The following is a 20768-nucleotide window of genomic DNA, read 5'->3' as shown; positions in this document are numbered from 1 at the left end:
GACCGCGCGGCCGGGCCGGCGTCGGGCGCCAGGGACGACGAAGCGGCTCCGTCCGGAGGGACGAAGCCGCTGGTCGATCGTGGTGCGCCATCAGGGACTCGAACCCCGAACCCGCTGATTAAGAGTCAGCTGCTCTGCCAATTGAGCTAATGGCGCGCTGCGCCGGCGGGCCGGGCAACAGGGGAGAACGATACCAGCGCACCGCCGGTGGCCGGTCCGGGGTGCCCCGGCAGGTTCCGGCTGCATAACGACACCGTCCAGGCACCGTTCCAGCATGGACACTGGAGCCGGTCCACCCCGCCCGCGCACCGTCGGGCGGGGGAACGTGGTCGAGGGGGTCGTGCAGGTGCGACGAACAGCGGCAGTGGCGGCCGCGGCGATGCTGGCGTTCCTGGCCGGCTGCAGCGGCGACGACGCCCGCGGCGGCGGGGGGTCCCCGGAGCCGGCCGCCGACGCGCCACCTGCCCAGGTCGCCCTCGCGGTCGCCGACGGATCGGCCGACGTCTCACCCGTCGTCCCGCTGGAGGTCTCCGTGACCGACGGCGAACTGGCCGAGGTGACGGTGGTCGACGGCGAGGGGACCGCGGTTCCCGGTTCGCTGACCGACTCGGCGGAGAACCCCGGCGCCGAGGTCTTCGTGCCGGAGGCGCCGCTCGCGTACGGCACGAGCTACACCCTCACCGCCACGGCGGAGAACGCGGACGACGAGGAGGCGGAGGCGGCCGCCACCTTCACCACCGTCACTCCCGAGACCCTCTCCACGCCGTCGATCGGGCCGCTCGACGGCATGGTCGTCGGGGTCGGCATGCCGATCCGGGTGTACTTCGACGATCCGGTCGCCGACAAGGCGGCCGTCGAGAGCCGTCTGCGCGTCACCAGCTCCAACCCGACCGACGGGTCGTGGAACTGGTTCAGCGACTCCGAGGTCCACTTCCGCCCCTCGCAGTACTGGCCCCCGAACACGGACGTGACGCTGGACGCCGATCTCTACGGCGTCGACTTCGGCGCGGGCGTGTGGGGTGAGAAGAACCGGGCGGTGTCCTTCTCGATCGGGGCGAAGCACGTCTCCGTCGTCGACACCGCGACCCACATCATGGAGGTCTACGACGGCGACCAGCTGGTGCAGACCTTCCCGATCAGCGCCGGCAGCCCGGACAACCCGAGCTACAACGGCGCGCACGTCGTCACCGAGATGAACCGCGACCGGATCATGGACTCCAGCACCTACGGCGTCCCGGTCGACAGTCCCGAGGGCTACCGGACGCCCGTCGAGTACGCCGTCCGCATCTCCGACAGCGGCGAGTTCGTTCATGCCGCTCCGTGGTCGGTCGCCCAGCAGGGCAACACCAACGTGTCGCACGGCTGCATCAACATGTCGACCGAGCGAGCCGCCTGGTTCTTCAACTTCTCCCGGCCGGGCGACATCGTCGAGATCCGCAACTCCAGCGCCGGCGACCTGCGCTCCGACATCTACGACTGGGTCATCCCGTGGGACCAGTGGCGGGCGGGGAGCGCCCTGAAGTAGGCCCCTGACCTGCGCGCTCGCGGTCGCGGTTTCCCGCGGGGCGTCGGCGGGAACCCTTCCGGGCACGGGGCCGAGGAGGGATAGCGATGGACACGTGGGTCATCATTCTGATCGTCGTCGCCGTGGTGATCGTGCTCGCGCTGATCGCCATGACGATGTCGAAGCGATCGGGCGTCGCCCAGGCGAAGAAGCGGGAGCAGGCGCGCGAGCACCTGCAGGAGGCGCACGTCCGGTCCGCCAAGGCCGACCAGACGCAGGCGCTGGCCGAGGAGCAGGCCGCCCGCGCGCGGCGGGAGAAGGCGGAGGCCGAGGAACGGGCCGCCGTGGCCGAGCGCGAGGCGCGCGAGCGCGTGGCGCAGGCGCACGACGAGCGTTCCTCGGCCGAGGAGCTCCGGGCCAAGGCGGAGAAGCTGGCCCCCGGCCTCGCCGACGGGCAGGGCGCCCAGCACCGTGCCGACCGGCCGCTGCGGCCCGACGAGCCGGGGGGCGGGGCGACCCGCCGATGAGTTCTGCCCCTGGGGACGGTCTGCGTTCCCAGGGGACGCCTCCGGCCTCGACGGCCGGTGCGCGGAGACCGTGATCGTGTCGGCTCTCCGCACTACGGTCGCCCCGTCGATCCGTCGATCTCCGGAGGGGCGTCATGACCGACCTGCTCGCCATCGGTACGCGCAAGGGGCTGTGGCTCGCCCGCAGTGACGACGACCGGCGCACCTGGACGGTGGACGGCCCGCACCTCCTCGCCCAGGAGGTGGCCGCGGTCTCCGTCGACACGCGTCGCGAGCGTCCGCGGGTGCTCGCCGGCATCCAGTACGGCCACTGGGGGCCCACGGTGATGTGGTCCGATGACCTCGGCGCCAGCTGGCAGGAGACCGACCACGGCGCGATCCGGTTCCCCGAGGACACCGGTGCCGCGCTGGCGCGGGTGTGGCAGCTGCGCCCCGACACCGACGACCGGCCGGATGTCGTGTGGGCCGGCTGCGAGCCGCACTCGCTGTGGCGCAGTGCCGACGGCGGCTGCACCTTCGACCTGGTCCGCGGCCTCTGGGACCACCCGCACCGGCCGACCTGGGAGCCCGGGGGCGGCGGTGGGGCGGTGCACACGGTGCTGCCGGATGCCGCCTCGGACCGGGTGACGATCGCCATGAGCACCGGGGGCGTGTACGTCAGCGAGGACCGTGGGGACTCCTGGGAACCGCGCAGCCGCGGGATCAGCGCCGTCTTCATGCCCGACCCGATGCCCGAGTACGGCCAGTGCGTCCACAAGGTCGCCGTCGACGCGGGCGGTCCCCAGCGCATGTACGCGCAGAACCATTTCGGCGTCTTCCGCACCGACGACAGCGGGGGATCGTGGACCTCGATCGCCGAGGGGCTGCCGGTGGACTTCGGCTTTCCGATCGTCACCTCGCCGCATGCGCCCGGCACCGCCTGGGTGGTTCCACTCGTCGCGGACATGCAGCGGGTGCCGCCGGACGGACGCCTGCGCGTGCACCGCACCAGGGACGCCGGCGAGAGCTGGTCCGAGGTCGGCACGGGGCTGCCGGACAGGGCCTGGACGGCGGTCATGCGCGACGCCATGTGCGCCGACGACCGCGACCCGACCGGGATCTACGTGGGAACGCGCGACGGCTGCGTCTACGCCAGCGCCGACGAGGGCGAGACTTTCAGCCTCGTCGCCGACCACCTGCCCGACGTCCTCGCCGTCCGCGCCGTGCGGCTGCCGTGAGAGGGGAGCGGGGATGAGCGTCCAGGTGGTGCTGCCCGGTGTGCTCGCCGACCTGGCCGGCGGCTCCAAGCACCTCGACGTCGAACCGGCGGGGACGACGCTGGCCGACCTGCTCGACGAGCTGGCTGCCCGGCATCCGCTGCTGGGACGGCGGATCCGCGACGAGACCGGGCAGGTGCGCCGGTTCGTGAACGTCTACGTCGACGGCGACGACGTGCGGTTCACGCAGGGGCTGGCGACGGAGGTGCGCGACGGCGCCGAGGTGCAGGTGCTGCCCTCGGTGGCGGGCGGATGACCGACGGGTGGCCGGGTCAGAGCGCGGCGAGGGCGGCGCAGTTCTCGCAGAGGTGCTGCTCGTCGTAGCCTTCCGGCGGCCAGGGGAGCTGCTCGTCGATGGTCACGTAGGCGCCGCAGAGCGCCTTCCGGCTCTGGCCGTTGACCCGCCCGATCGTCGCGTGGGCCGGGCCGATCTGCCGGGGCTTGAGCCCCTCCGCGCCGAAGGAGCCGACCATCACGACCGCGTGCGCCGTGCCGTACGAGTAGACGGTGGTCATACCGACAGAGTCCGGAGGATGACCGGGCAGGGCCAGTACCGCCGAGGGTGTGTCCAGCACATCGGTCACAGCCGCCCCACTGGTCCCGGCAGGGCGACGCGCAGGGCGGACGGCGCAACCGGAACGACGTCGAACAGAACTTGTAGTGGATAAAGTCGGCGTGCGGCCGAAAGGCAGGGCGTGACGTCGACGACACCGACCGGGCCGGCGCAGCCCCGGGAGACCGGCTTCTGGTCCAAGGTCCCCCGGGGGGTGCGGCTCGACGAGCCCAGCTTCCGGAGCCGGCATCGGATCATCTCCGCCGTGCTGGTCATCCATGTGCCTGCACTTGCGGCCATCGGCGTGGTCAGGGGCGTCAGTGACTGGCTCCTCTGGGGTCAGCTCGCCGCGATCGCCGTCGCCTTCGTCCTCGGTCAGGTCCTGCGCAGCCAGGTGGTCCGCGCCAGCGCGGTCAGCCTCGGGCTGATGATCGGGGCAGACGTGCTGGTGCACGTCGGTGGGGGCCTGACCGACCTGCACATCTGGTTCTACGTGCTGCTCGCGCTGGTCGCTCTGTACCAGGCGTGGGTCCCGTTCCTGCTCGCCGTCGTCTTCGTGGCCGTCCACCACGCGGCGATGAGCGTGTGGATGCCGCACTCCGTCTTCTCCACGCACGAGGCGCAGGCCAACCCGCTGCTCTTCGCGCTGCTGCACGCCGTCTTCCTGCTGGCCGAGGCGACGTTCCTGGCCTACGGCTGGAAGTTCACCGAGGACGCCGACCACGCCCGGCGGGCCGAGCAGCGGCGGGCGGAGGAGCAGGCCCTCGCCCAGGCCGACACGCAGTCCCAGCTCGCGGCCGAGCGGGCCCGGGCCGCGGAGGAGGCAGCCTCGGCGCTCGCGGCCCGCGAGCAACGTGCCGCCGTCCTGGAGGGTCATCTCGCCGAGTTGGTCGATGCCGGCAAGCGCCTGGACGACAACGTGGGCACCGCCACGAGCGTGATGGCCGGCCTGCGCTCGGCCATCGCGGAGATCGCGGCTGCGGCCACGTCCGCCAGTGCCACTGCCCAGGAGGCGAGCGCCGGGTCCCGGGACAGTGCCGAGACCGTCGACCGCCTTGCCGCGACGATGGCGGAGATCGACCAGATCGCGGGGAGCATCTCGACCATCGCCGACCAGACGAACCTGCTCGCGCTCAACGCCACCATCGAGGCGGCCCGCGCCGGTGATGCGGGAAAGGGCTTCGCCGTCGTCGCCGGGGAGGTCAAGGACCTCGCCGGCGAGACCGCCAAGGCGACCGAGCGCATCCGCCGGGTGGTCGACACCGTGCGCGGCGACGTCGACTCCGCCGGCACGGCGCTGGGCAGGGTGCAGGAGATCATCGCAGGGGTCGTCGAGGCTCAGGCCACGATCGCCACGGCGGTCGAGGAGCAGAGCGCCTCCACCGCGCAGGCCCAGGAGGCCGTCGTCGGCGCCTCGCAGGAGGCCACCCGGATGGCCGCCGACCTGCAGCGCATCGTCGACGGCGCCTGATCGCGCTGCGGGGGAGAGTGTCCCCGGCGGAATCGGTGAGGGGAGTCCGATGGTGAGCACGTCCGGGACGGTCGACGAGTACATCGCCGCCTTGCCCGACGACGTCCGCGTGATCATGCGAGGCATCCGGCGGACGATCCGCGATGCGGCGCCCGGCGTCGAGGAGCGGATCAGCTACGCCATGCCCACGTTCGTCCTCGACGGCCTGCCGCTGGTGCACGTCGCGGCGTGGAAGAAGCACATCGGGATCTATCCGTTGCCCGAACTGGAGGGTTCGCTCGCGGCCGAGGTCGCGCCGTACCGCGGGGCGAAGGACGCGATGCAGCTGCCGCTGCGGGAGCCGATCCCGTACGGGCTCGTCGGCCGCGTGGTCGCCGTCCTGGTCGAACGGCGGGCCGCGGGCCTCTGACGCCGTCGGGGAGAGGCCCTGATCGGTTCCCTCTCCCGCAGGGCGAGCAAGGCGGCAGCTCCGCCCCGAAATGGTTGGTAGCCCAACTCTTGGGGCGCACGGGTTCTAGGCTGGGGCGGTGACCAACAGCGAGATGACGCCGCAAGCCGCCCTCGGCGCGGAGGACGTGCTGGCCCTCGACCGGCAGGTGTGCTTCGCCCTCTCGGTGGCCGCCCGGAACGTGGTCGCGGTCTACCGCCCGGTCCTTGAGCCCCTTGGCCTGACCCACCCGCAGTACCTGGTGATGCTGTCGCTGTGGCAGTACGGAACCCTGTCGGTCAAGCACCTCTCCGGCCTGCTGCAACTGGACCCGGGCACCCTCTCGCCGCTGCTCAAGCGGCTGGAGGCGGCCGGCCTGCTGCGCCGGGAGCGGGATCCGAAGGATCAGCGCAACCTCGCCCTGACGCTGACCGATCAGGGCCGGGCGCTGCGCGAGCAGGCCGAGAAGATCCCCGCCGGCATCGTCGAGCGGCTCGGTATGCCGATCGACGAACTGATGAGCCTGCACGGCGCGCTGACCCAGGTGATCGCCGCTTCCCAGCGTGCGCTCGGGGGCCCCGGCCGGCGACGCCGCCCCGCGAGCAACCGTCGCCTGAACCTGGCCGTTCCGCCGCGCGGCTGTTAGCTTGCCGACAGTTTGTGCTCCAACTCTTTGTACCCCTAGCTTTTGAGGGAGCATGGAGCGGTGACCGTGATCGAGCAGGAGCACAGGAGCGTCATGACGACCCCCACCGCTGAGCCGGGCCCGCCGGCCGAGCCCATCGTCCGCCCGGCCCTCCACCGCTGGCTGTGGTACGCCTTCGGCGGCGCCCTGCCCGCTCGGCACCGCGGCTGGGTGCTGCACGACACCACCACCCCGACCTGGTGGCTGCGCCACGTCGTCCGCATGCTCGTGCAACTGGCCATCCCGATCGCGCTGCTGCTGGCCTTCCTGCCGGCCGGCTGGGGGCTGCGCCTGGCCTGCGCCGGCGGCGGCCTGGCCCTGGCGCTCTTCTACTCCGTGGCCTACATGCCCGAGGCCGTGGAGAACCGCGTCGTCAAGGCCGGCTATCCGGCCGGCACCGCGACCCGGGTACGGGACCGCGCGAGCCTCGTCCGCCAGCAGGGGGAGAGCGACCGCAAGCGCGCCGCCAACGCCAGGCGCGCCGCCCGCTACCGCGACCGCATGGAGCGCTGAGCCCGCCGTCCTGAGCTGACGGGCGCGGCCCTCGCTCCGTGGCCCTTGGGCTCCGGGGCCCTCACCCGGACAGCGAGAGGCCCTGGTCAGTTGCCTGACCAGGGCCTCTCCTCGTGGGGTGAGTGACGGGGCTCGAACCCGCGACACCCAGGATCACAACCTGGTGCTCTACCAACTGAGCTACACCCACCACGTCTCCCGCACCGGCACAGGGCGCCGGCGGGGGAACGCAGCAACGATACCGGAGCCGGTCAGGCCTCCGACGCGGCCGGGGGAGCGGTGTCCTCCGGATTGGCGTCCCCGGCGGCCAGCAGCGCCGCGAACGAGCCCACCACCTCGTCGGCGGCCCCCCGGGCCTGCTCACCGCTGGGGCCGGGGGCCGGCACGAACAGGGTGCGGCGGTAGTACGCCAGCTCCCGGACCGACTCGATGATGTCGGCCAGGGCGCGGTGCGCGAGCCCCTTGGGCGGCTGGGCGAAGTAGACGCGGGGGAACCAGCGACGGGCCAGCTCCTTCACCGAGGAGACGTCGACCATCCGGTAGTGCAGGTGGTCGTCGAGCTCCGGCATGTCCCGGGCGAGGAACCCCCGGTCGGTGCCGATGGAGTTGCCGCACAGCGGCGCGGTCCGGCGGTCGGGGACGAAGCGCTTGATGTAGGCGAGCAGCTGCTGCTCGGCCTCGGCGAGGGTGAGGGTCGACGCGCGGACGGCGTCGGTCAGCCCGGACTTCGCATGCATGTCGGCGACGACGTCGTTCATGCCGTCGAGGTCCGCGTCGTCGGCGGAGATGATCAGATCCAGCCCCGGGTCCAGGACGTTGAGCTCGGAGTCGGTGATCAGCACCGCGACCTCGATCAGCTTGTCCCGGCTCAGCTCCAGGCCGGTCATCTCGCAGTCGATCCAGACCAGGTGCCCCGCGCTCTCCGCCACGTCGCCCGACAGTACGCACCGTTCGCACCCCCCGCCCCGGGCGCCCGTCGCGTCGCGCCCGCACGAGGGCACCGCTCGAAGGGGTCGGAATCGGGGCCCGGCGCCGTTACTGTCGGGGCTCCATCGAGCCAAGGAAGTTCCCGTGCCCTCTGCTGCCGCACCAGCCTCGGCCCCGTCGGTCGTGCCACCGGCGCCGGGCTCGTTGCATGCCGGGCTGTCCCACCCCGTGGCGCTGCTGCGGTGGCTGTGGCTGGCCTACGTCACGCCGGGGCGGCCCGGGCGGCCCACGACGGAACTCGAGCTCCGCTGGCTCTACTCCGCCTGGCTCGGTGCCTTCCTGCTCAAGTTGCTGGGCTCGTCCTGGGACGTCTCCTGGCACTTCCGCTGGCTGCGTGACGACCTCGCACCGCCGCACCTGCTCAACTCCGCGGGCACCGCGGTGGTGGTGGGCCTCGTGCTCTTCCACAGCTACACGGGCTACGGCGTCGACCGCCGCGCGCTGCGGCTGATGCAGTGGGGCATCGGGATCTTCCTGATGGCGGTCCCGATCGACATCCTCAATCACCGCATCAACGGGCTGGACATCACCAGCTGGAGCCCCAGCCACGCGCTGCTCTACCTGGGGACGGCGATCATGCTGGCCGGCGCCATCCGGGGCTGGTGGCTGTACGCCGCGCCCGGGCGCGTCCGCGACCTGGTCTCGCTCGGTCTGTGGCTCTTCTTCGTCGAGAACGCGCTGTTCCCCAACCAGCACCAGGAGTACGGCGTCCTCTCCGTGCGGTCCTACAACGCGGGGCAGAGCACCGCCGAGCCGCAGTTGCTGGACTTCGCGGCCGCCCAGGGAGCGTCGCCCCTGGAATTCGCGCTACCGGTGCCGTCCTGGGTGCACCCGGCGTGGCTGATCTGCGCGGGCCTCCTCTCGCTCGTCCTCGCCCGCAGAATCGTGGGCCTGCGCTGGACCGCGACCATCGTCGCCGTGAGCTACCTGGCCTATCGCGCCGTCACGGGGCTCGCCCTGGTCGCGATCGGCTTCCCGCCCTCCGTCCTGCCGGCGGTGCTGATCGCCGGCGCGGTGCTCGTCGACCTCGCCGTCACCCACCGGGTGCCCGGCTGGGCCGCGGGCCCGCTTGTGGCGACCGCCGTGTACGGCGTGGGTCTCGTCCAGGAGGCCCTCGGTTTCCTGCCGCCGTGGAACTGGTGGTCCCTGCTGCCGGTCGCGGTGGGCTTCGGTTTGCTGTGGGCAGTGGTGGACGCGCTTTCCCGGAGTGCCTGGCTGGCCCGCTGGACGCTCGCCGACGCACCCGGGTCGGCCGAGCCGGCCTCCGTCCCGGCCTGATCACGGGCTTCCGGCGCGGAAGTCCGGTACGCCCCGCCGGATGACGTAGCGTCGGGGGCTGCAGCCGGCGCCGGGTCGCACCCGCCCAGGCTCGGCGCCGCCCCCCGGCGCCTCACGGCCGGTGCCGGAGACCCTCAGATCCCGACCGCTCGGAGGACGACGTGCTGGCCCTCACCCCGGTGCCCCTGAAGACGGCGGGGGAACGCGCGGTCTTCGGCGAGCTCACCCGCTGGGACACCGGCGGCTCGGTCCGGGCCGCGGTGATGGCCTCGATCCCGCTCGCGGACGGTGCGTCGCAGCGCCGGATGTCCGACGCCGTCCTGTTCGTCCCGGAGGGGCTGGCGGTGGTCCGGATCGCCGAGATCGTCCGGCAGTCCGGCGTCGTCACGGCGTCCCCCGAGGGTGCCTGGACCATCGCCCCGGAATCCGGCCCGAGCCAGGCCCTCCAGCTCTCCGGCGGCGGCTCGACCCCGCTCGACGGCCTCATGCGGGCCGGCATGGACACGGCCATGAAGCTGCGGAGGGCCGGCCTCGAACCGGGCCGGATCGCCCGGCTGACGATCCTGGTCGGGAACGTCACGGGGCTGCTCCCGGCCGACGGCGATCTCGGCGAGGGCGACCAGGTCGCCCTCCTCGAGCCGCGCTCGCTGCTGCTCGGGATCGCACGGGCCAGCCGGTACGCCGGCGTCGACAACCCGCGTCTCTGGACGACGGCCGACGTCCGGGCCGCCCTCGAGGCGCTCGGCCTGGAGGGACGCGGGCCCACCGTGGAGGAGCTCAACGGCGAGAGCTTCCCGTACTCGCCCTACGTCCTTCGGCGGGCGGACCTGCTCACTCCCGCGGCCATGGCGGCCAGCGCATCCGCTGCACCCGAGGCGCCGGCCGCACCCGCATCGTCGCCGGGGCCGGCCCCCGTCCCCCCGGTGCGTGAGCAGCCCTCACCGGAGGCCATCGCCCAGGCGGTGGCCGCGTCGGCAGCAGCAGCGCAGGCCGCGCAGCAGGCCCCGCCCGCGGTCGCGCAGCAGGCCCCGCCCGCGGTCGCGCAGCCGCCGGCGGGAACGGTGCCCGCGCAGCGCGACACGGTGGCGATCGACGCCCCGCAGGACGACGACGCCGGGATCGCCGGCCTCTTCTCCGACGCCGAGCCGGACCGCGCGGACGCCGAGTCGTCCGCGCGCACGTCGGTGTTCCCCGCGTCCGGTCCGCCGCCCCGCACGTCGGTGTTCCCGGCCCAGCCGCAGGCGGAGACACCCGACGCCCCGCCGGTCGCCTTCTGGAGCCGCTCCGCCGAGGCGGCGGAGCCGTCGGTGGACGAACCGCAGGAGCGGGGCTCCGGCCGGCGCACCGGTCTCCTCGTCGCCGCCGCGCTCGTGGTCGTCGTGCTGCTCGGCGTGGGCGGGTGGCTCCTGCTGGGTGGCCAGAGCGACGACGGCGCGGGCAGCCGCGGGACCGCGGGGGGTTCCCCGACCGCGGACGCTCCGCCTGGACCGGAGGTGGGCGACGTCCAGGCGGTCGCCGGGACGAGCTACACCGTCCAGGCCGTGGACCTGAAGGACACCTGCGCCGGGCACGCGTACGGGGCGGTCGCCGAGTCGTTCGGCGGCACCGACTGCACCGGGCTCTCGCGGGCGCTCTACTCGACCGACGTCGGTGGCGAGGACGTCGTCGTCTCGGTGATCCGCGTGCAGATGCCCGACGCGACGGCGGCCCGCGACCTGCGGTCGCTCGCCGACCAGAACGGCAGCGGCAACGTCAGCGACCTGCTGCGGGAGGGCGTCCGGTACTCGGGCAGCCCGGCCGAGCTGTCGGGGGCGGAGTACGCCAGTGCGCTCTCGGGCTCCACCGTGACGATCGTGGAGGCGGCCTGGGTCGACCCCGATGCCGAGGGAGGGTCGGCCGAGATCGACCGGGTGGCCGGCGAGGCGCTCGCACTCGAGGTGCCGCCCTTCTCGGGGAGCTGACCGCTCCTCCCGCGGGGCAGCTCAGGCGGTGGCCGCGGCCCAGGCCATGTCGGCCAGCAGGGCCGCCATCCCGTGACGGGGGAGCCGGCCGGCGCTGTGCGGCGTCGAGTTGATCAGCCCGAAGACGGCGTGCGCGCGGGCCCGGCAGAGCGCGGCGCCGGCCTCGGGGCGCAGCCGGGCGAGGACGGCCACCCACACCTCGACGTAGCGACGCTGCAGGCGACGCACCTGGGCGGCGTCGCCGTCGGGGAGCGAGCCCAGGTCCCGGTCCTGCACGGTGATCAGTGCGGGGTTGTCGAGCGCGAAGTCGACGTGGAAGGCGATCAGGGCACGCAGTTGGGTGGCTGCGTCGTCGCCCACGTCGGCGACCCGGTCCGTGCCGCCGGCCAGCAGCGTCTCGCTGATCCGCAGCAGCATCTCGGCCAGCATCGCGTCCTTGCTCGCGAAGTGCCGGTAGATCGCCGGGCCGGTCACGCCCACGGCCGCCCCGACGTCGTCCACGCCGACCGCCCGGGAGCCGCGCTCGGCGAACAGCTGCGCGGCGGCCCGCAGGATCTCGTCCCGGCGGGACGGGCGCTCCGCGTCGGCATGGAGCGCGGCATCCTGCAGCACGCGCGTCGACGTCATGGTCCGGATGGTAGCGGCGACGGTGAACGGCCGTTAACCCTCGGAGGGGCCAATGTGGCCATTTCGGCCCCGCGTCTGGACCCGCGTGTGAACGACCGTTAACCTTCGCGGCGTGGACGCACCGGTGCTTCCCCGGACCGCATCGGCCGACGCCGACCGTAACGCCGCGGCGCACGCCGCGCTCGCGGCCGACCTCGCCGACCAGCTGCGCCAGGCGGCCCTCGGGGGCGGTGAACGCGCCCGGCAACGGCACGCCGACCGGGGCAAGCTCCTCCCGCGCGAGCGGGTCGACACCCTGCTCGACGCCGGCAGCCCGTTCCTGGAGCTCTCCCCGCTGGCCGCGCACGGCCTCTACGACGGCGACGCGCCCGCCGCCGGGATCATCACCGGGATCGGCCGCGTCTCGGGCCGCGAGTGCGTCGTCGTCGCCAACGACGCCACCGTCAAGGGCGGCACCTACTACCCGATGACGGTGAAGAAGCACCTGCGGGCACAGGAGGTGGCGCTGCACAACCGGCTGCCCTGCATCTACCTCGTCGACTCGGGCGGGGCCTTCCTGCCGATGCAGGACGACGTCTTCCCCGACCGCGAGCACTTCGGCCGGATCTTCTTCAACCAGGCGACGATGTCGAAGGCGGCGATCCCGCAGATCGCCGCCGTCCTCGGGTCGTGCACCGCCGGCGGCGCGTACGTCCCGGCGATGAGCGACGAGGCGGTGATCGTCCGGGAGCAGGGCACGATCTTCCTGGGCGGCCCGCCGCTGGTGAAGGCCGCGACCGGCGAGGTCGTCACGGCCGAGGAGCTCGGCGGCGGAGACCTGCACAGCCGGATCAGCGGCGTCACCGACCACCTGGCCGACGACGACGCGCACGCGCTGCAGCTCGTCCGCCAGATCGTGGGCACCCTCGGTCCACGCAGCCCGCGCCCCTGGGACGTCGCGCCGGTGGAGGAGCCGCTGGCCGACCCGGCGTCGATCTACGAGGTCGTGCCGCCCGACCCGCGCACGCCCTACGACGTCCGCGAGGTCATCGCCCGCCTGGTCGACGGCAGCCGGTTCGCCGAGTTCAAGCCGCTGTACGGGGCCACCCTCGTGACCGGCTTCGCTCGCCTGCACGGCCACCCGGTCGGGATCATCGCCAACAACGGCGTGCTGTTCGCCGAGTCGGCGCTCAAGGGTGCGCACTTCATCGAGCTCTGCGACAAGCGGAAGATCCCGTTGCTGTTCCTGCAGAACATCACCGGCTTCATGGTCGGCCGCGACTACGAGGCGGGCGGCATCGCCAAACACGGCGCCAAGATGGTCACTGCCGTCGCCTGCGCGCGGGTACCCAAGCTGACCGTGGTCATCGGCGGCTCCTTCGGTGCGGGGAACTACTCGATGTGCGGCCGCGCCTACTCGCCCCGCTTCCTGTTCACCTGGCCCAACGCCCGCATCTCCGTGATGGGCGGGGAGCAGGCCGCCAGCGTGCTGGCCCAGGTCCGGCGCGACGGTCTCGAGGCCCGCGGCGAGGAGTGGACCGCCGAGGACGAGGAGGCGTTCAAGAAGCCGATCCGCGACCAGTACGAGCTCCAGGGGCATCCCTACTACGCCACCGCCCGCCTCTGGGACGACGGCGTCATCGATCCCGCGCAGACCCGCACCGTGCTCGGCCTGGCCTTGTCCGCCTGCGCCAACGCACCCCTGGAAGAGGTTGGCTATGGCGTCTTCCGCATGTGACTTCCCGCTTTCGGTACCGAAAGCGGCGGTGGACGCGGCGGCTTTCGGTACCGAAAGCGCGTTCTCGGCCGGTCGGGGACGGTGAGCGGCATGTTCGAGACCGTGCTCGTGGCCAACCGGGGCGAGATCGCCGTCCGGGTGATCCGCACGCTGCGGGAGATGGGCATCCGCTCCGTCGCCGTGCACAGCGACGCCGACGCCGGTGCGCTGCACACCCGGCTGGCCGACGTCGCCGTCCCCATCGGGCCGGCCCCCGCGGCGCAGAGCTACCTCTCGATCGAGCGCGTGCTCGAGGCCGCCGAGCGCACCGGCGCCCAGGCCATCCACCCGGGCTACGGATTCCTGTCGGAGAACGTGGAGTTCGCCCGCGCCTGCGAGAAGGCCGGCATCGTGTTCATCGGGCCGCCGATCGCCGCGATCGAGGCGATGGCCGACAAGATCCGCGCCAAGCAGACCGTGATGGCCGCCGGGGTGCCCGTCGTCCCCGGCCGGACCGAGCCCGGCATGGACGACGGACAGGTCACCGACGCCGCCGTCGCCGTCGGCTTCCCGGTGCTGCTCAAGCCCAGCGCGGGCGGGGGTGGCAAGGGCATGCGGGTCGTGCGCTCGAAGGAGGAGCTGCCGGACGCGATCGCCGGTGCCCGGCGCGAGGCGGCGGGCTCCTTCGGCGACGACACGCTGCTGGTCGAGCGGTACGTCGGCAACTCCCGGCACATCGAGGTGCAGGTGCTCGGTGACGCCCACGGCAACGTCATCCACCTCGGCGAGCGCGAGTGCAGCCTGCAGCGACGGCACCAGAAGGTGATCGAGGAGGCCCCGTCGCCGCTGCTCGACACCGCCTCCCGCGCCTCGATGGGCCGGGCGGCGGTCGAGGCGGCCAAGGCCGTCGGCTACACCGGCGCCGGGACCGTCGAGTTCATCGTCGACGCCGACCGGCCGCGCGACTTCTTCTTCCTGGAGATGAACACCCGGCTCCAGGTCGAGCACCCGGTGACCGAGCTGATCACCGGCATGGACCTGGTCGAGCAGCAGATCCGGATCGCGGCGGGCGGACGGCTGCCGGTCGACCAGAGCGACGTCACCCTCGACGGGCACGCCATCGAGGCGCGGCTCTACGCCGAGGACCCGTCCCGCGGCTTCCTCCCGCAGGCCGGGACGGTGCTCGGGCTGCTGGAGCCGACCGGCCCCGGCATCCGCGTCGACAGCTCGCTCGCCGTGGGCACCGTGGTCGGCTCGGACTACGACCCGATGCTGGCCAAGATCATCGCCTGGGCGCCGACCCGCGAGACCGCCCGCGCCCGGCTGGTGGGGGCGCTCGGGCACACCGCCGTCCTCGGTGTGACGACGAACGCGGCCTTCCTGCGGGCGCTCCTCGACGACGCCGACGTCGTCGCCGGGAAGCTCGACACGGGGCTGATCGAGCGCCGCGGCGACGACCTCACGCTGCCCGAGCCGCCACCGCCGCACGTGTACGCCGCGGCGGGCCTGGCCCTGCTGATCGAGAGCGAGCCGGCCGGCGGCGTCGTCGACCGGTGGGACGTTCCGGACGGCTGGCGGATGGGTGAGCCGGCGTGGACGGTCCGGAAGCTGCAGGCCTCGGGCGGGGAACCGGTCGAGGTGCGGCTGCGCGGCCGGTCGGAAGCGGCGGAGGTCAAGGTCGGGGACGGCGAGCCCGTGGCGGCCCGCGCCGTCCGGGACGGCGACCGGATCACCGTGAGCCTCGACGGGCTGACGATGTCCTACTACCTCGTCCACGCGGGCGGCACGGTCTGGCTGGCCGCGGACGGCCGGGTGACCGCGCTGCGCGAGCAGGAGCGGCTCACCGCGCACGCCGAGGGCGCGAGCGCAGGTGGCGTCGTCAGCTCGCCCATGCCCGGGACCGTGACCGTGGTGCAGGTGTCGGTCGGCGACGAGGTGGCGGCGGGAACCCCACTGCTGGTCGTCGAGGCGATGAAGATGGAGCACGTGCTGACCGCCCCCGTGGCGGGAACGGTCACCGCGCTCGACGTGACAGCCGGCCAGACGGTCGGGCTGGACGAGCGGGTGGCCGTGGTGACCCCGGCGGCCGACGCTCCCGAGCAGCAGGAGAACTGACGGATGCTGGACTACCGGCTCGACGACGAGACCGAGACCCTGCGCAAGACGGTGCGCGAGTTCGCCCAGGAGGTGATCGCCCCGCAGATCGGCGAGTTCTACGAGCGGGACGAGTTCCCGACGCAGATCGTGCGGCAGATGGGTGAGCTCGGCCTGTTCGGCCTGCCCTTCCCGGAGGAGTACGGCGGCTCGGGGGGCACCTACTTCGACCTGTGCGTCGCCCTTGAGGAGCTGGGCCGGGTCGACAGCTCCGTGGCGATCACCCTGGAGGCCGGCGTCTCCCTCGGCGCGATGCCGATCTACCGGTTCGGCACGCCAGCGCAGAAGCAGGAGTGGCTGCCGCGGCTGTGCTCGGGGGAGGCGCTGGGCGCGTTCGGGCTGACCGAGCCGGGCGGCGGTTCGGACGCCGGCGCGACGAAGACCACCGCGCGCCTCGAGGACGGCCACTGGGTCATCAACGGGTCGAAGGCGTTCATCACCAACGCCGGCACCGACCTGACGCAGCTCGTCACGGTCACCGCCGTCACCGGTACGCGGCCGGACGGCCACAAGGAGATCTCGGCGATCATCGTCCCCTCGGGGACGCCGGGCTTCGTCGTCGGCCAGCGGTACTCGAAGGTCGGCTGGAACGCCTCGGACACCCGCGAGCTGTCGTTCAGCGACGTGCGCGTGCCGGAGGAGAACCTGGTGGGGGAGCGGGGGCGCGGCTACGCGCAGTTCCTCTCGATCCTCGACGAGGGCCGGATCGCGATCTCGGCGCTGTCGGTCGGGCTGGCACAGGGCTGCGTCGACGAGTCGATCAAGTACGCGGCGCAGCGCGAGGCGTTCGGGCAGCCGATCGGCCGCAACCAGGCGATCCAGTTCATGATCGCCGACATGGAGGTGCGGGCCTCGACCGCGCGGCTGGCCTACTACCGGGCGGCGGAGAAGATGCTCCGCGGCGAGCCGTTCAAGCGCGAGGCCTCGATCGCCAAGCTGTACAGCTCGGAGATCGCCATGGACAACGCCCGGTACGCGACCCAGGTGCACGGCGGCTACGGATTCATGAACGAGTTCCCGGTCGGCCGCTTCTACCGCGACGCGAAGATCCTGGAGATCGGCGAGGGCACCAGCGAGGTGCAGCGGATGCTCATCGCCCGCGACCTCGGCGTCGGCTGACCGCCCGTCGGGGGCGCGGAGCCGCCACTGTGCACGTGTCGGGCCGACCGGGAGCCCGATGCGTGCACGTCGGCCCGGTGCGGGTCGGAGGAGAGCGATGGAGCAGCCGGGCAGGGCCGGCGGACGGGCGGGGGTCCTGGCGGGCGCGCGCGTGCGCCGGCTCCCGCGGCTGATCGGCCTGATCGCGGGCGCGTTCCTCCTGGTGGAGGCGGTACTGCTCGGGCTGGGACTGCTGATCACCCGCGGTCTGGACGACAGCGCGGTCGCCGCCGAGGAGCTCGCCTTCGAGCGCACGCTCGCGGCCGGTCGCACGCCGTTCTGGAACGAGGTGACGCACTACGGCAGCGTGCTGGGGTCGACCGTCACCATCGTGATCCTGACCGCCGCGGGCTGTCTCCTGCTCGCCTGGCGGGGGCAGGGTCCCCGGCTCCCCGCCTTCCTCGCGGTGGCCGTCGCCGGGGAGACCGGGCTGTTCCTCCTCGCGGCACTCGCGATCGACCGCGTCCGCCCGCCGATCGAGCAGCTGGACATCGCGCCGCCGACCTCGAGCTTCCCGTCCGGGCACACCGCGGCGACGATCGCCCTCGGGGTGGGACTGGCCCTCGGTCTGGCCCGCACCCACCCCCGGCACCGGCTCCGGGCGTCGAGCTGGTTCCTGGCGGTGGCCGTGGCGGCGTTCGTGCTGGTCAGCAGGCTCTACCGCGGGATGCACTGGCCCACCGACGTCGCCGCGAGCGTCGTCTTCACCCTGGTCTGGTTGCTGCTCCTGCGGACGATCCTGCTGCCCAAGGATGTCGAGGACCGGCCGGCGGCGGCCCCCGGTCCCCGCCCGCCGTGACGGGCCGCCCGCTCGGGCACATGTCCGGTCACCCGGGCCCCTCGGCGGCGCGGACTCCGGCCCGTTGCCGCCGTCACCCGGCCGGTGCGTCGTCGTCCCTGGGCCAGTCGGGCGACGGGAGTCCGGCGAGGCCGAGCAGGCGCCCCACGACGTCCTCGACGACGACGTCGTCCTCGCGTGCCGGCGCCGCCTCCGTCGGGGCCAGGAGCTGCCGGACGTCGGCGGGGTCGACGTCCGTTCCCGTGACGTCCCTCGCCCACCGGGCGAAGCCCTCCGACTCGGCGACCGTGTCCACCGGCGCCCCGGCGTCCGGCTCCTCGAAGTAGAACCGGGGCTCGCAGCCCAGGAAGAACCGGCCGCCGGAGGCGTCGGCCGCGCGGTAGTCGACCGTCGCGATGTCGCTGTCGTGGACGTCGATCAGCAGGAACGGCACGGCGGTCGGCCCGCCCGTGCTCCACCGGCCGGCGCTGTACGCGTACTTCCCGAAGTGCCCCACGCCGCGAGGCTACTGACGACGGGCAGGCCAGGGGTCGCGCGATCGACCACCGGCAGTGTGGTGAGCGGCACCCCCCTTACGGGCGAGATACCCGGCGGTTCTGGTGCACCAGGCAACGACCGCTGCCGATAGGACGGTGTGCTCCCCAGACTCCGCGACCGGCTGAACCAGCTGCTGCCCGAGGGACGTCTGCTGCCCGACGAGGTGTGGCAGCGACGGCACCGCACGATCGTGCGGATCGCCCTGGTCCAGGCGGCCGTGCTGGGCGTGGTGGCGCTGCTCACCGGTGAGGCCGTTCAGGTGGCGCTGCTCGAGGCGGGCGCCGTGGCCCTGCCCGTCGTGGTGGCCGTGCTGCCCCGGGTGGCGCGCGCCGTCCAGGCGGCCGCGGCGACGATGAGCCTGCTCGCGGCCTCGATGCTCCTGGTCTACCTGATGCACGGGCTCACCGAGGCCCACTTCCACTTCTTCGTCATGGTCGGGCTGGTCTCGCTGTACCAGGACTGGGTGCCCTTCGGCGTCGCCCTGGTCGTGGTCCTGATCCACCACGGCGTCCTCGGCACGCTGTTCCCGCATTCGGTGTTCGGGCACAGCGCGGCCCACCACAACCCGTGGGCCTGGGCCGGCGTGCACGGGGCATTCGTGCTGGCCGCGAGCCTGGCGCATCTCGCGGCCTGGCGGCTCAACGAGCAGCAGGGCCTCCGCGACCAGCTCACCGGCCTGGCCAACCGGACGATGCTGGTCGAGGCGACCGACCGGCTGCTGCAGCACCGGACCGGTGCGGTCACGGTGCTGCTGCTCGACGTCGACGACTTCAAGGACGTCAACGACGCCCGGGGTCACGACGCCGGGGACCTGCTCCTGCTCGCGGTGGGCGCGAGACTGCAGGGCTGCGTCCGCCCGGGGGACGTCGTGGCGCGCCTCGGCGGCGACGAGTTCGCCGTGCTCATCGCCAACGGGCCGACGACCGCGGGGAAGATCGCCGAGCGGATGCTGGTCGCGCTGTCCGACCCGGTGCAGATCGACGGGCGGCCGCTCGGGATCCGCGTGAGCATCGGCCTCGCGTCCACGCTCACGACCTCCGACCGCAGCTCCGGCACACTGCTCCGCAACGCCGACCTGGCGATGTACATGGCCAAGGCCCAGGGCAAGAACCGGCTGGTGCGCTACGCCGACGGCATGGCCCAGGCCGCGCAGAGCAAGGTCGAGCTGGTCGAGGACCTGGCCGGCGTCGTCGCCTCCGGTCAGCTCGCGGTGCACTACCAGCCGACCATCTCCCTGGCCGACGGCGGGACGACCGGGTACGAGGCGCTGCTGCGGTGGCACCACCCGACGCGCGGGCTCGTGCCGCCGGCGGAGTTCATCCCGCTCGCCGAGGACGGCGGGCACATCGTGGAGATCGGCCGCTGGGTCCTGGCTCAGGCCACCGAGCAGGCGGCCGCGTGGACCCGGCAGACCGGGCGGCCGATCGACATGGCAGTCAACCTCTCGCCCCGGCAGCTCGCCGACGACGACGTCGTCCAGGCGGTCGCGGACGCGCTGGCCGCCAGCGGCCTTCCGGCGCGCCAGCTCACGCTGGAGGTGACCGAGGGCGTGCTGATGAGCGACGTCGAGCAGGTCGTCGACCAGCTGCGCGCGCTGCGCACCCTCGGCGTCCGCATCGCCATCGACGACTTCGGAACCGGCTACTCGAGCCTGTCCTACCTGCGCCGGCTCCCCGCCGACATCGTCAAGATCGACCGCAGCTTCGTCCAGGAACTCGGTACGGGCGGACCGTCGACGACCCTGGTGGCCTCGATCATCGAGCTCGCGCGCAGCCTGCACCTGGACGTCGTCGCCGAGGGCGTGGAGACCCAGGAGCAGCACGCCGTCCTGGAGGAGCTGAGCTGCTCGCACGCGCAGGGCTACCTGTTCGGGCGTCCCCGTCCGGCCGCCGAGCAGCAGCCCGGTCGGGTCCGGATCCCGGCGCCCCGGTCGAGCGCCCGTACCCGGGGCAGGGCTGCGGGCTTCAGCGCCACGTGACCGTCTCGGGACGGCGGCCCAGGGTCCGCTCGACCTGCTGCGCCGCCTTCTCGTCGTTGTTGACCAGGACCGGCCGCGGGCTGCCCGAGAACAACGGCAGGTCCGACGGGCTGTCGCTGTAGACCGCCTTCCACGGCGGCGGATAGCCCCGCTCGATCAGCATCGCCACCTTCGCCTCGCCCATGGCCCGGCGCACCCGCGGCGGCCAGAGCCTGCCGGTGGAGCCGACGACGTCGAGGTCCCCCAGCCCGACCGCGGCGAGGAATCCGCGGGCCAGGATCTCCTCGCACCCGGTCGCGACCACCACCAGGTCGCCGTCGGCCTGGTGCCGCCGCAGGCAGGCGATGGCCTCGGCCACGGCGGCTTCGGGCTTGCGGGCCAGGGCCCGGCGGTAGGCCTCGGCGACCGCCTCGACGTCGTCCCCGGAGCTGCCGCCGACGGCGATCCGGGTCATGAGCCGAGCGGCCAGCGGCCGCGACTGCGGCAGCGCGGACCCGGGGAGCAGCAGGGGCGAGGCGAGCAGCAGGGGTACCAGACGGGCGGGGGCCTGGCTGAGCCGTCCGGACAGGAACAGCGTCGAGGCGTCGCCGCCGAGCAGCACCTTGTCCAGGTCGAAGACGACGACGGAGCTCATGCGCGGGGGGCCGGGACGACGTC

Annotated in this window: 20 protein-coding genes and 2 tRNA genes; 15 read left to right on the top strand and 7 right to left on the bottom strand. The window is 73.2% G+C overall.

The window, feature by feature from the left end; all coding sequences use genetic code 11:
• Positions 1–80: 80 nt before the first annotated feature.
• A tRNA-Lys gene (locus tag E4P39_RS02800) sits at positions 81–156 on the bottom strand.
• A 118-nt stretch (positions 157–274) separates the two neighbouring features.
• Between E4P39_RS02800 and E4P39_RS02795 the strand changes: the two genes are divergently transcribed.
• From E4P39_RS02795 to E4P39_RS02780, 4 genes are all read left to right on the top strand, one after another.
• Entirely contained in the window at positions 275–1525 is a 1251-nt protein-coding gene (locus E4P39_RS02795; RefSeq protein WP_245159597.1) for an Ig-like domain-containing protein, read from the top strand.
• Positions 1526–1611: 86 nt separating this feature from the next.
• A complete protein-coding gene (locus E4P39_RS02790; RefSeq protein WP_209306310.1) occupies positions 1612–2031 on the top strand; it encodes a hypothetical protein in 420 nt (139 codons plus the stop codon).
• Positions 2032–2165: 134 nt separating this feature from the next.
• The gene (locus tag E4P39_RS02785; RefSeq protein ID WP_135134887.1) at positions 2166–3248 is read left to right on the top strand and encodes a sialidase family protein; all 1083 of its coding nucleotides are present in this window, start codon (positions 2166–2168) and stop codon (positions 3246–3248) included.
• Between the two features lie 13 nt (positions 3249–3261).
• Positions 3262–3543 (top strand): ubiquitin-like small modifier protein 1, encoded by a 282-nt coding sequence (locus E4P39_RS02780; RefSeq protein WP_135134886.1) that lies wholly within the window; start codon positions 3262–3264, stop codon positions 3541–3543.
• Positions 3544–3559: 16 nt separating this feature from the next.
• On the opposite strand, the gene E4P39_RS02775 is transcribed toward E4P39_RS02780, so the two are convergent.
• Positions 3560–3802 (bottom strand): hypothetical protein, encoded by a 243-nt coding sequence (locus E4P39_RS02775; RefSeq protein WP_135134885.1) that lies wholly within the window; start codon positions 3800–3802, stop codon positions 3560–3562.
• A gap of 180 nt (positions 3803–3982) precedes the next feature.
• On the opposite strand from E4P39_RS02775, the gene E4P39_RS02770 reads away from it, so the two are divergent.
• The 4 genes from E4P39_RS02770 (at position 3983) to E4P39_RS02755 (ending at position 6936) form a co-directional block, all read left to right on the top strand.
• Positions 3983–5311 (top strand): methyl-accepting chemotaxis protein, encoded by a 1329-nt coding sequence (locus E4P39_RS02770; protein WP_245159596.1) that lies wholly within the window; start codon positions 3983–3985, stop codon positions 5309–5311.
• Positions 5312–5360: 49 nt separating this feature from the next.
• On the top strand, positions 5361–5720 hold the full coding sequence (locus E4P39_RS02765) for a DUF1801 domain-containing protein (RefSeq protein ID WP_135134884.1): 360 nt from the start codon (positions 5361–5363) through the stop codon (positions 5718–5720).
• A 118-nt stretch (positions 5721–5838) separates the two neighbouring features.
• A complete protein-coding gene (locus E4P39_RS02760; protein ID WP_245159595.1) occupies positions 5839–6384 on the top strand; it encodes a MarR family transcriptional regulator in 546 nt (181 codons plus the stop codon).
• A 93-nt stretch (positions 6385–6477) separates the two neighbouring features.
• The gene (locus E4P39_RS02755; RefSeq protein WP_135134883.1) at positions 6478–6936 is read left to right on the top strand and encodes a DUF5313 family protein; all 459 of its coding nucleotides are present in this window, start codon (positions 6478–6480) and stop codon (positions 6934–6936) included.
• A 114-nt stretch (positions 6937–7050) separates the two neighbouring features.
• On the opposite strand, the gene E4P39_RS02750 is transcribed toward E4P39_RS02755, so the two are convergent.
• Together E4P39_RS02750 and orn are read right to left on the bottom strand one after the other, a co-directional pair.
• Positions 7051–7126 (bottom strand) — tRNA-His (locus E4P39_RS02750).
• A 61-nt stretch (positions 7127–7187) separates the two neighbouring features.
• Positions 7188–7865, bottom strand: a complete 678-nt coding sequence (gene orn, locus E4P39_RS02745; RefSeq protein WP_135134882.1) for an oligoribonuclease — start codon at positions 7863–7865, stop codon at positions 7188–7190.
• A gap of 142 nt (positions 7866–8007) precedes the next feature.
• Here orn and E4P39_RS02740 point away from each other — a divergent pair, with 142 nt between their 5' ends.
• Both E4P39_RS02740 and E4P39_RS02735 read left to right on the top strand, forming a co-directional pair.
• The gene (locus tag E4P39_RS02740) at positions 8008–9201 is read left to right on the top strand and encodes a hypothetical protein (protein ID WP_135134881.1); all 1194 of its coding nucleotides are present in this window, start codon (positions 8008–8010) and stop codon (positions 9199–9201) included.
• 161 nt (positions 9202–9362) lie between these two features.
• The gene (locus tag E4P39_RS02735; RefSeq protein ID WP_135134880.1) at positions 9363–11162 is read left to right on the top strand and encodes a hypothetical protein; all 1800 of its coding nucleotides are present in this window, start codon (positions 9363–9365) and stop codon (positions 11160–11162) included.
• Positions 11163–11183: 21 nt separating this feature from the next.
• On the opposite strand, the gene E4P39_RS02730 is transcribed toward E4P39_RS02735, so the two are convergent.
• Positions 11184–11789: a TetR/AcrR family transcriptional regulator gene (locus E4P39_RS02730; RefSeq protein WP_135134879.1), complete on the bottom strand. Its 606-nt coding sequence runs from the start codon at positions 11787–11789 to the stop codon at positions 11184–11186.
• A gap of 112 nt (positions 11790–11901) precedes the next feature.
• Between E4P39_RS02730 and E4P39_RS02725 the strand changes: the two genes are divergently transcribed.
• From E4P39_RS02725 to E4P39_RS02710, 4 genes are all read left to right on the top strand, one after another.
• Positions 11902–13506 carry a carboxyl transferase domain-containing protein gene (locus E4P39_RS02725; protein WP_135134878.1) on the top strand — a complete coding sequence of 535 codons (1605 nt, stop codon included), beginning with the start codon at positions 11902–11904 and terminating at the stop codon, positions 13504–13506.
• Positions 13507–13596: 90 nt separating this feature from the next.
• Positions 13597–15600: an acetyl/propionyl/methylcrotonyl-CoA carboxylase subunit alpha gene (locus E4P39_RS02720; protein WP_135134877.1), complete on the top strand. Its 2004-nt coding sequence runs from the start codon at positions 13597–13599 to the stop codon at positions 15598–15600.
• 3 nt (positions 15601–15603) lie between these two features.
• Positions 15604–16758 carry an acyl-CoA dehydrogenase family protein gene (locus tag E4P39_RS02715; RefSeq protein ID WP_135134876.1) on the top strand — a complete coding sequence of 385 codons (1155 nt, stop codon included), beginning with the start codon at positions 15604–15606 and terminating at the stop codon, positions 16756–16758.
• Positions 16759–16855: 97 nt separating this feature from the next.
• Positions 16856–17596, top strand: coding sequence for a phosphatase PAP2 family protein (locus E4P39_RS02710; RefSeq protein WP_167761534.1), 741 nt, complete (start codon positions 16856–16858; stop codon positions 17594–17596).
• A gap of 73 nt (positions 17597–17669) precedes the next feature.
• On the opposite strand, the gene E4P39_RS02705 is transcribed toward E4P39_RS02710, so the two are convergent.
• On the bottom strand, positions 17670–18092 hold the full coding sequence (locus tag E4P39_RS02705) for a hypothetical protein (protein ID WP_135134874.1): 423 nt from the start codon (positions 18090–18092) through the stop codon (positions 17670–17672).
• A gap of 138 nt (positions 18093–18230) precedes the next feature.
• On the opposite strand from E4P39_RS02705, the gene E4P39_RS02700 reads away from it, so the two are divergent.
• Positions 18231–20111, top strand: coding sequence for a bifunctional diguanylate cyclase/phosphodiesterase (locus tag E4P39_RS02700; protein WP_135134873.1), 1881 nt, complete (start codon positions 18231–18233; stop codon positions 20109–20111).
• Here E4P39_RS02700 and E4P39_RS02695 read toward each other — a convergent pair.
• Positions 20098–20745 (bottom strand): HAD family hydrolase, encoded by a 648-nt coding sequence (locus tag E4P39_RS02695; RefSeq protein ID WP_135134872.1) that lies wholly within the window; start codon positions 20743–20745, stop codon positions 20098–20100. The two genes, E4P39_RS02700 and E4P39_RS02695, sit on opposite strands and share 14 nt — an antisense overlap.
• Positions 20746–20768 lie beyond the last annotated feature (23 nt).

Source organism: Blastococcus sp. CT_GayMR19 (assembly GCF_004570385.1).
GTDB lineage: Bacteria > Actinomycetota > Actinomycetes > Mycobacteriales > Geodermatophilaceae > Blastococcus_B.
This window is presented reverse-complemented; position numbering and strand designations above follow the sequence as displayed.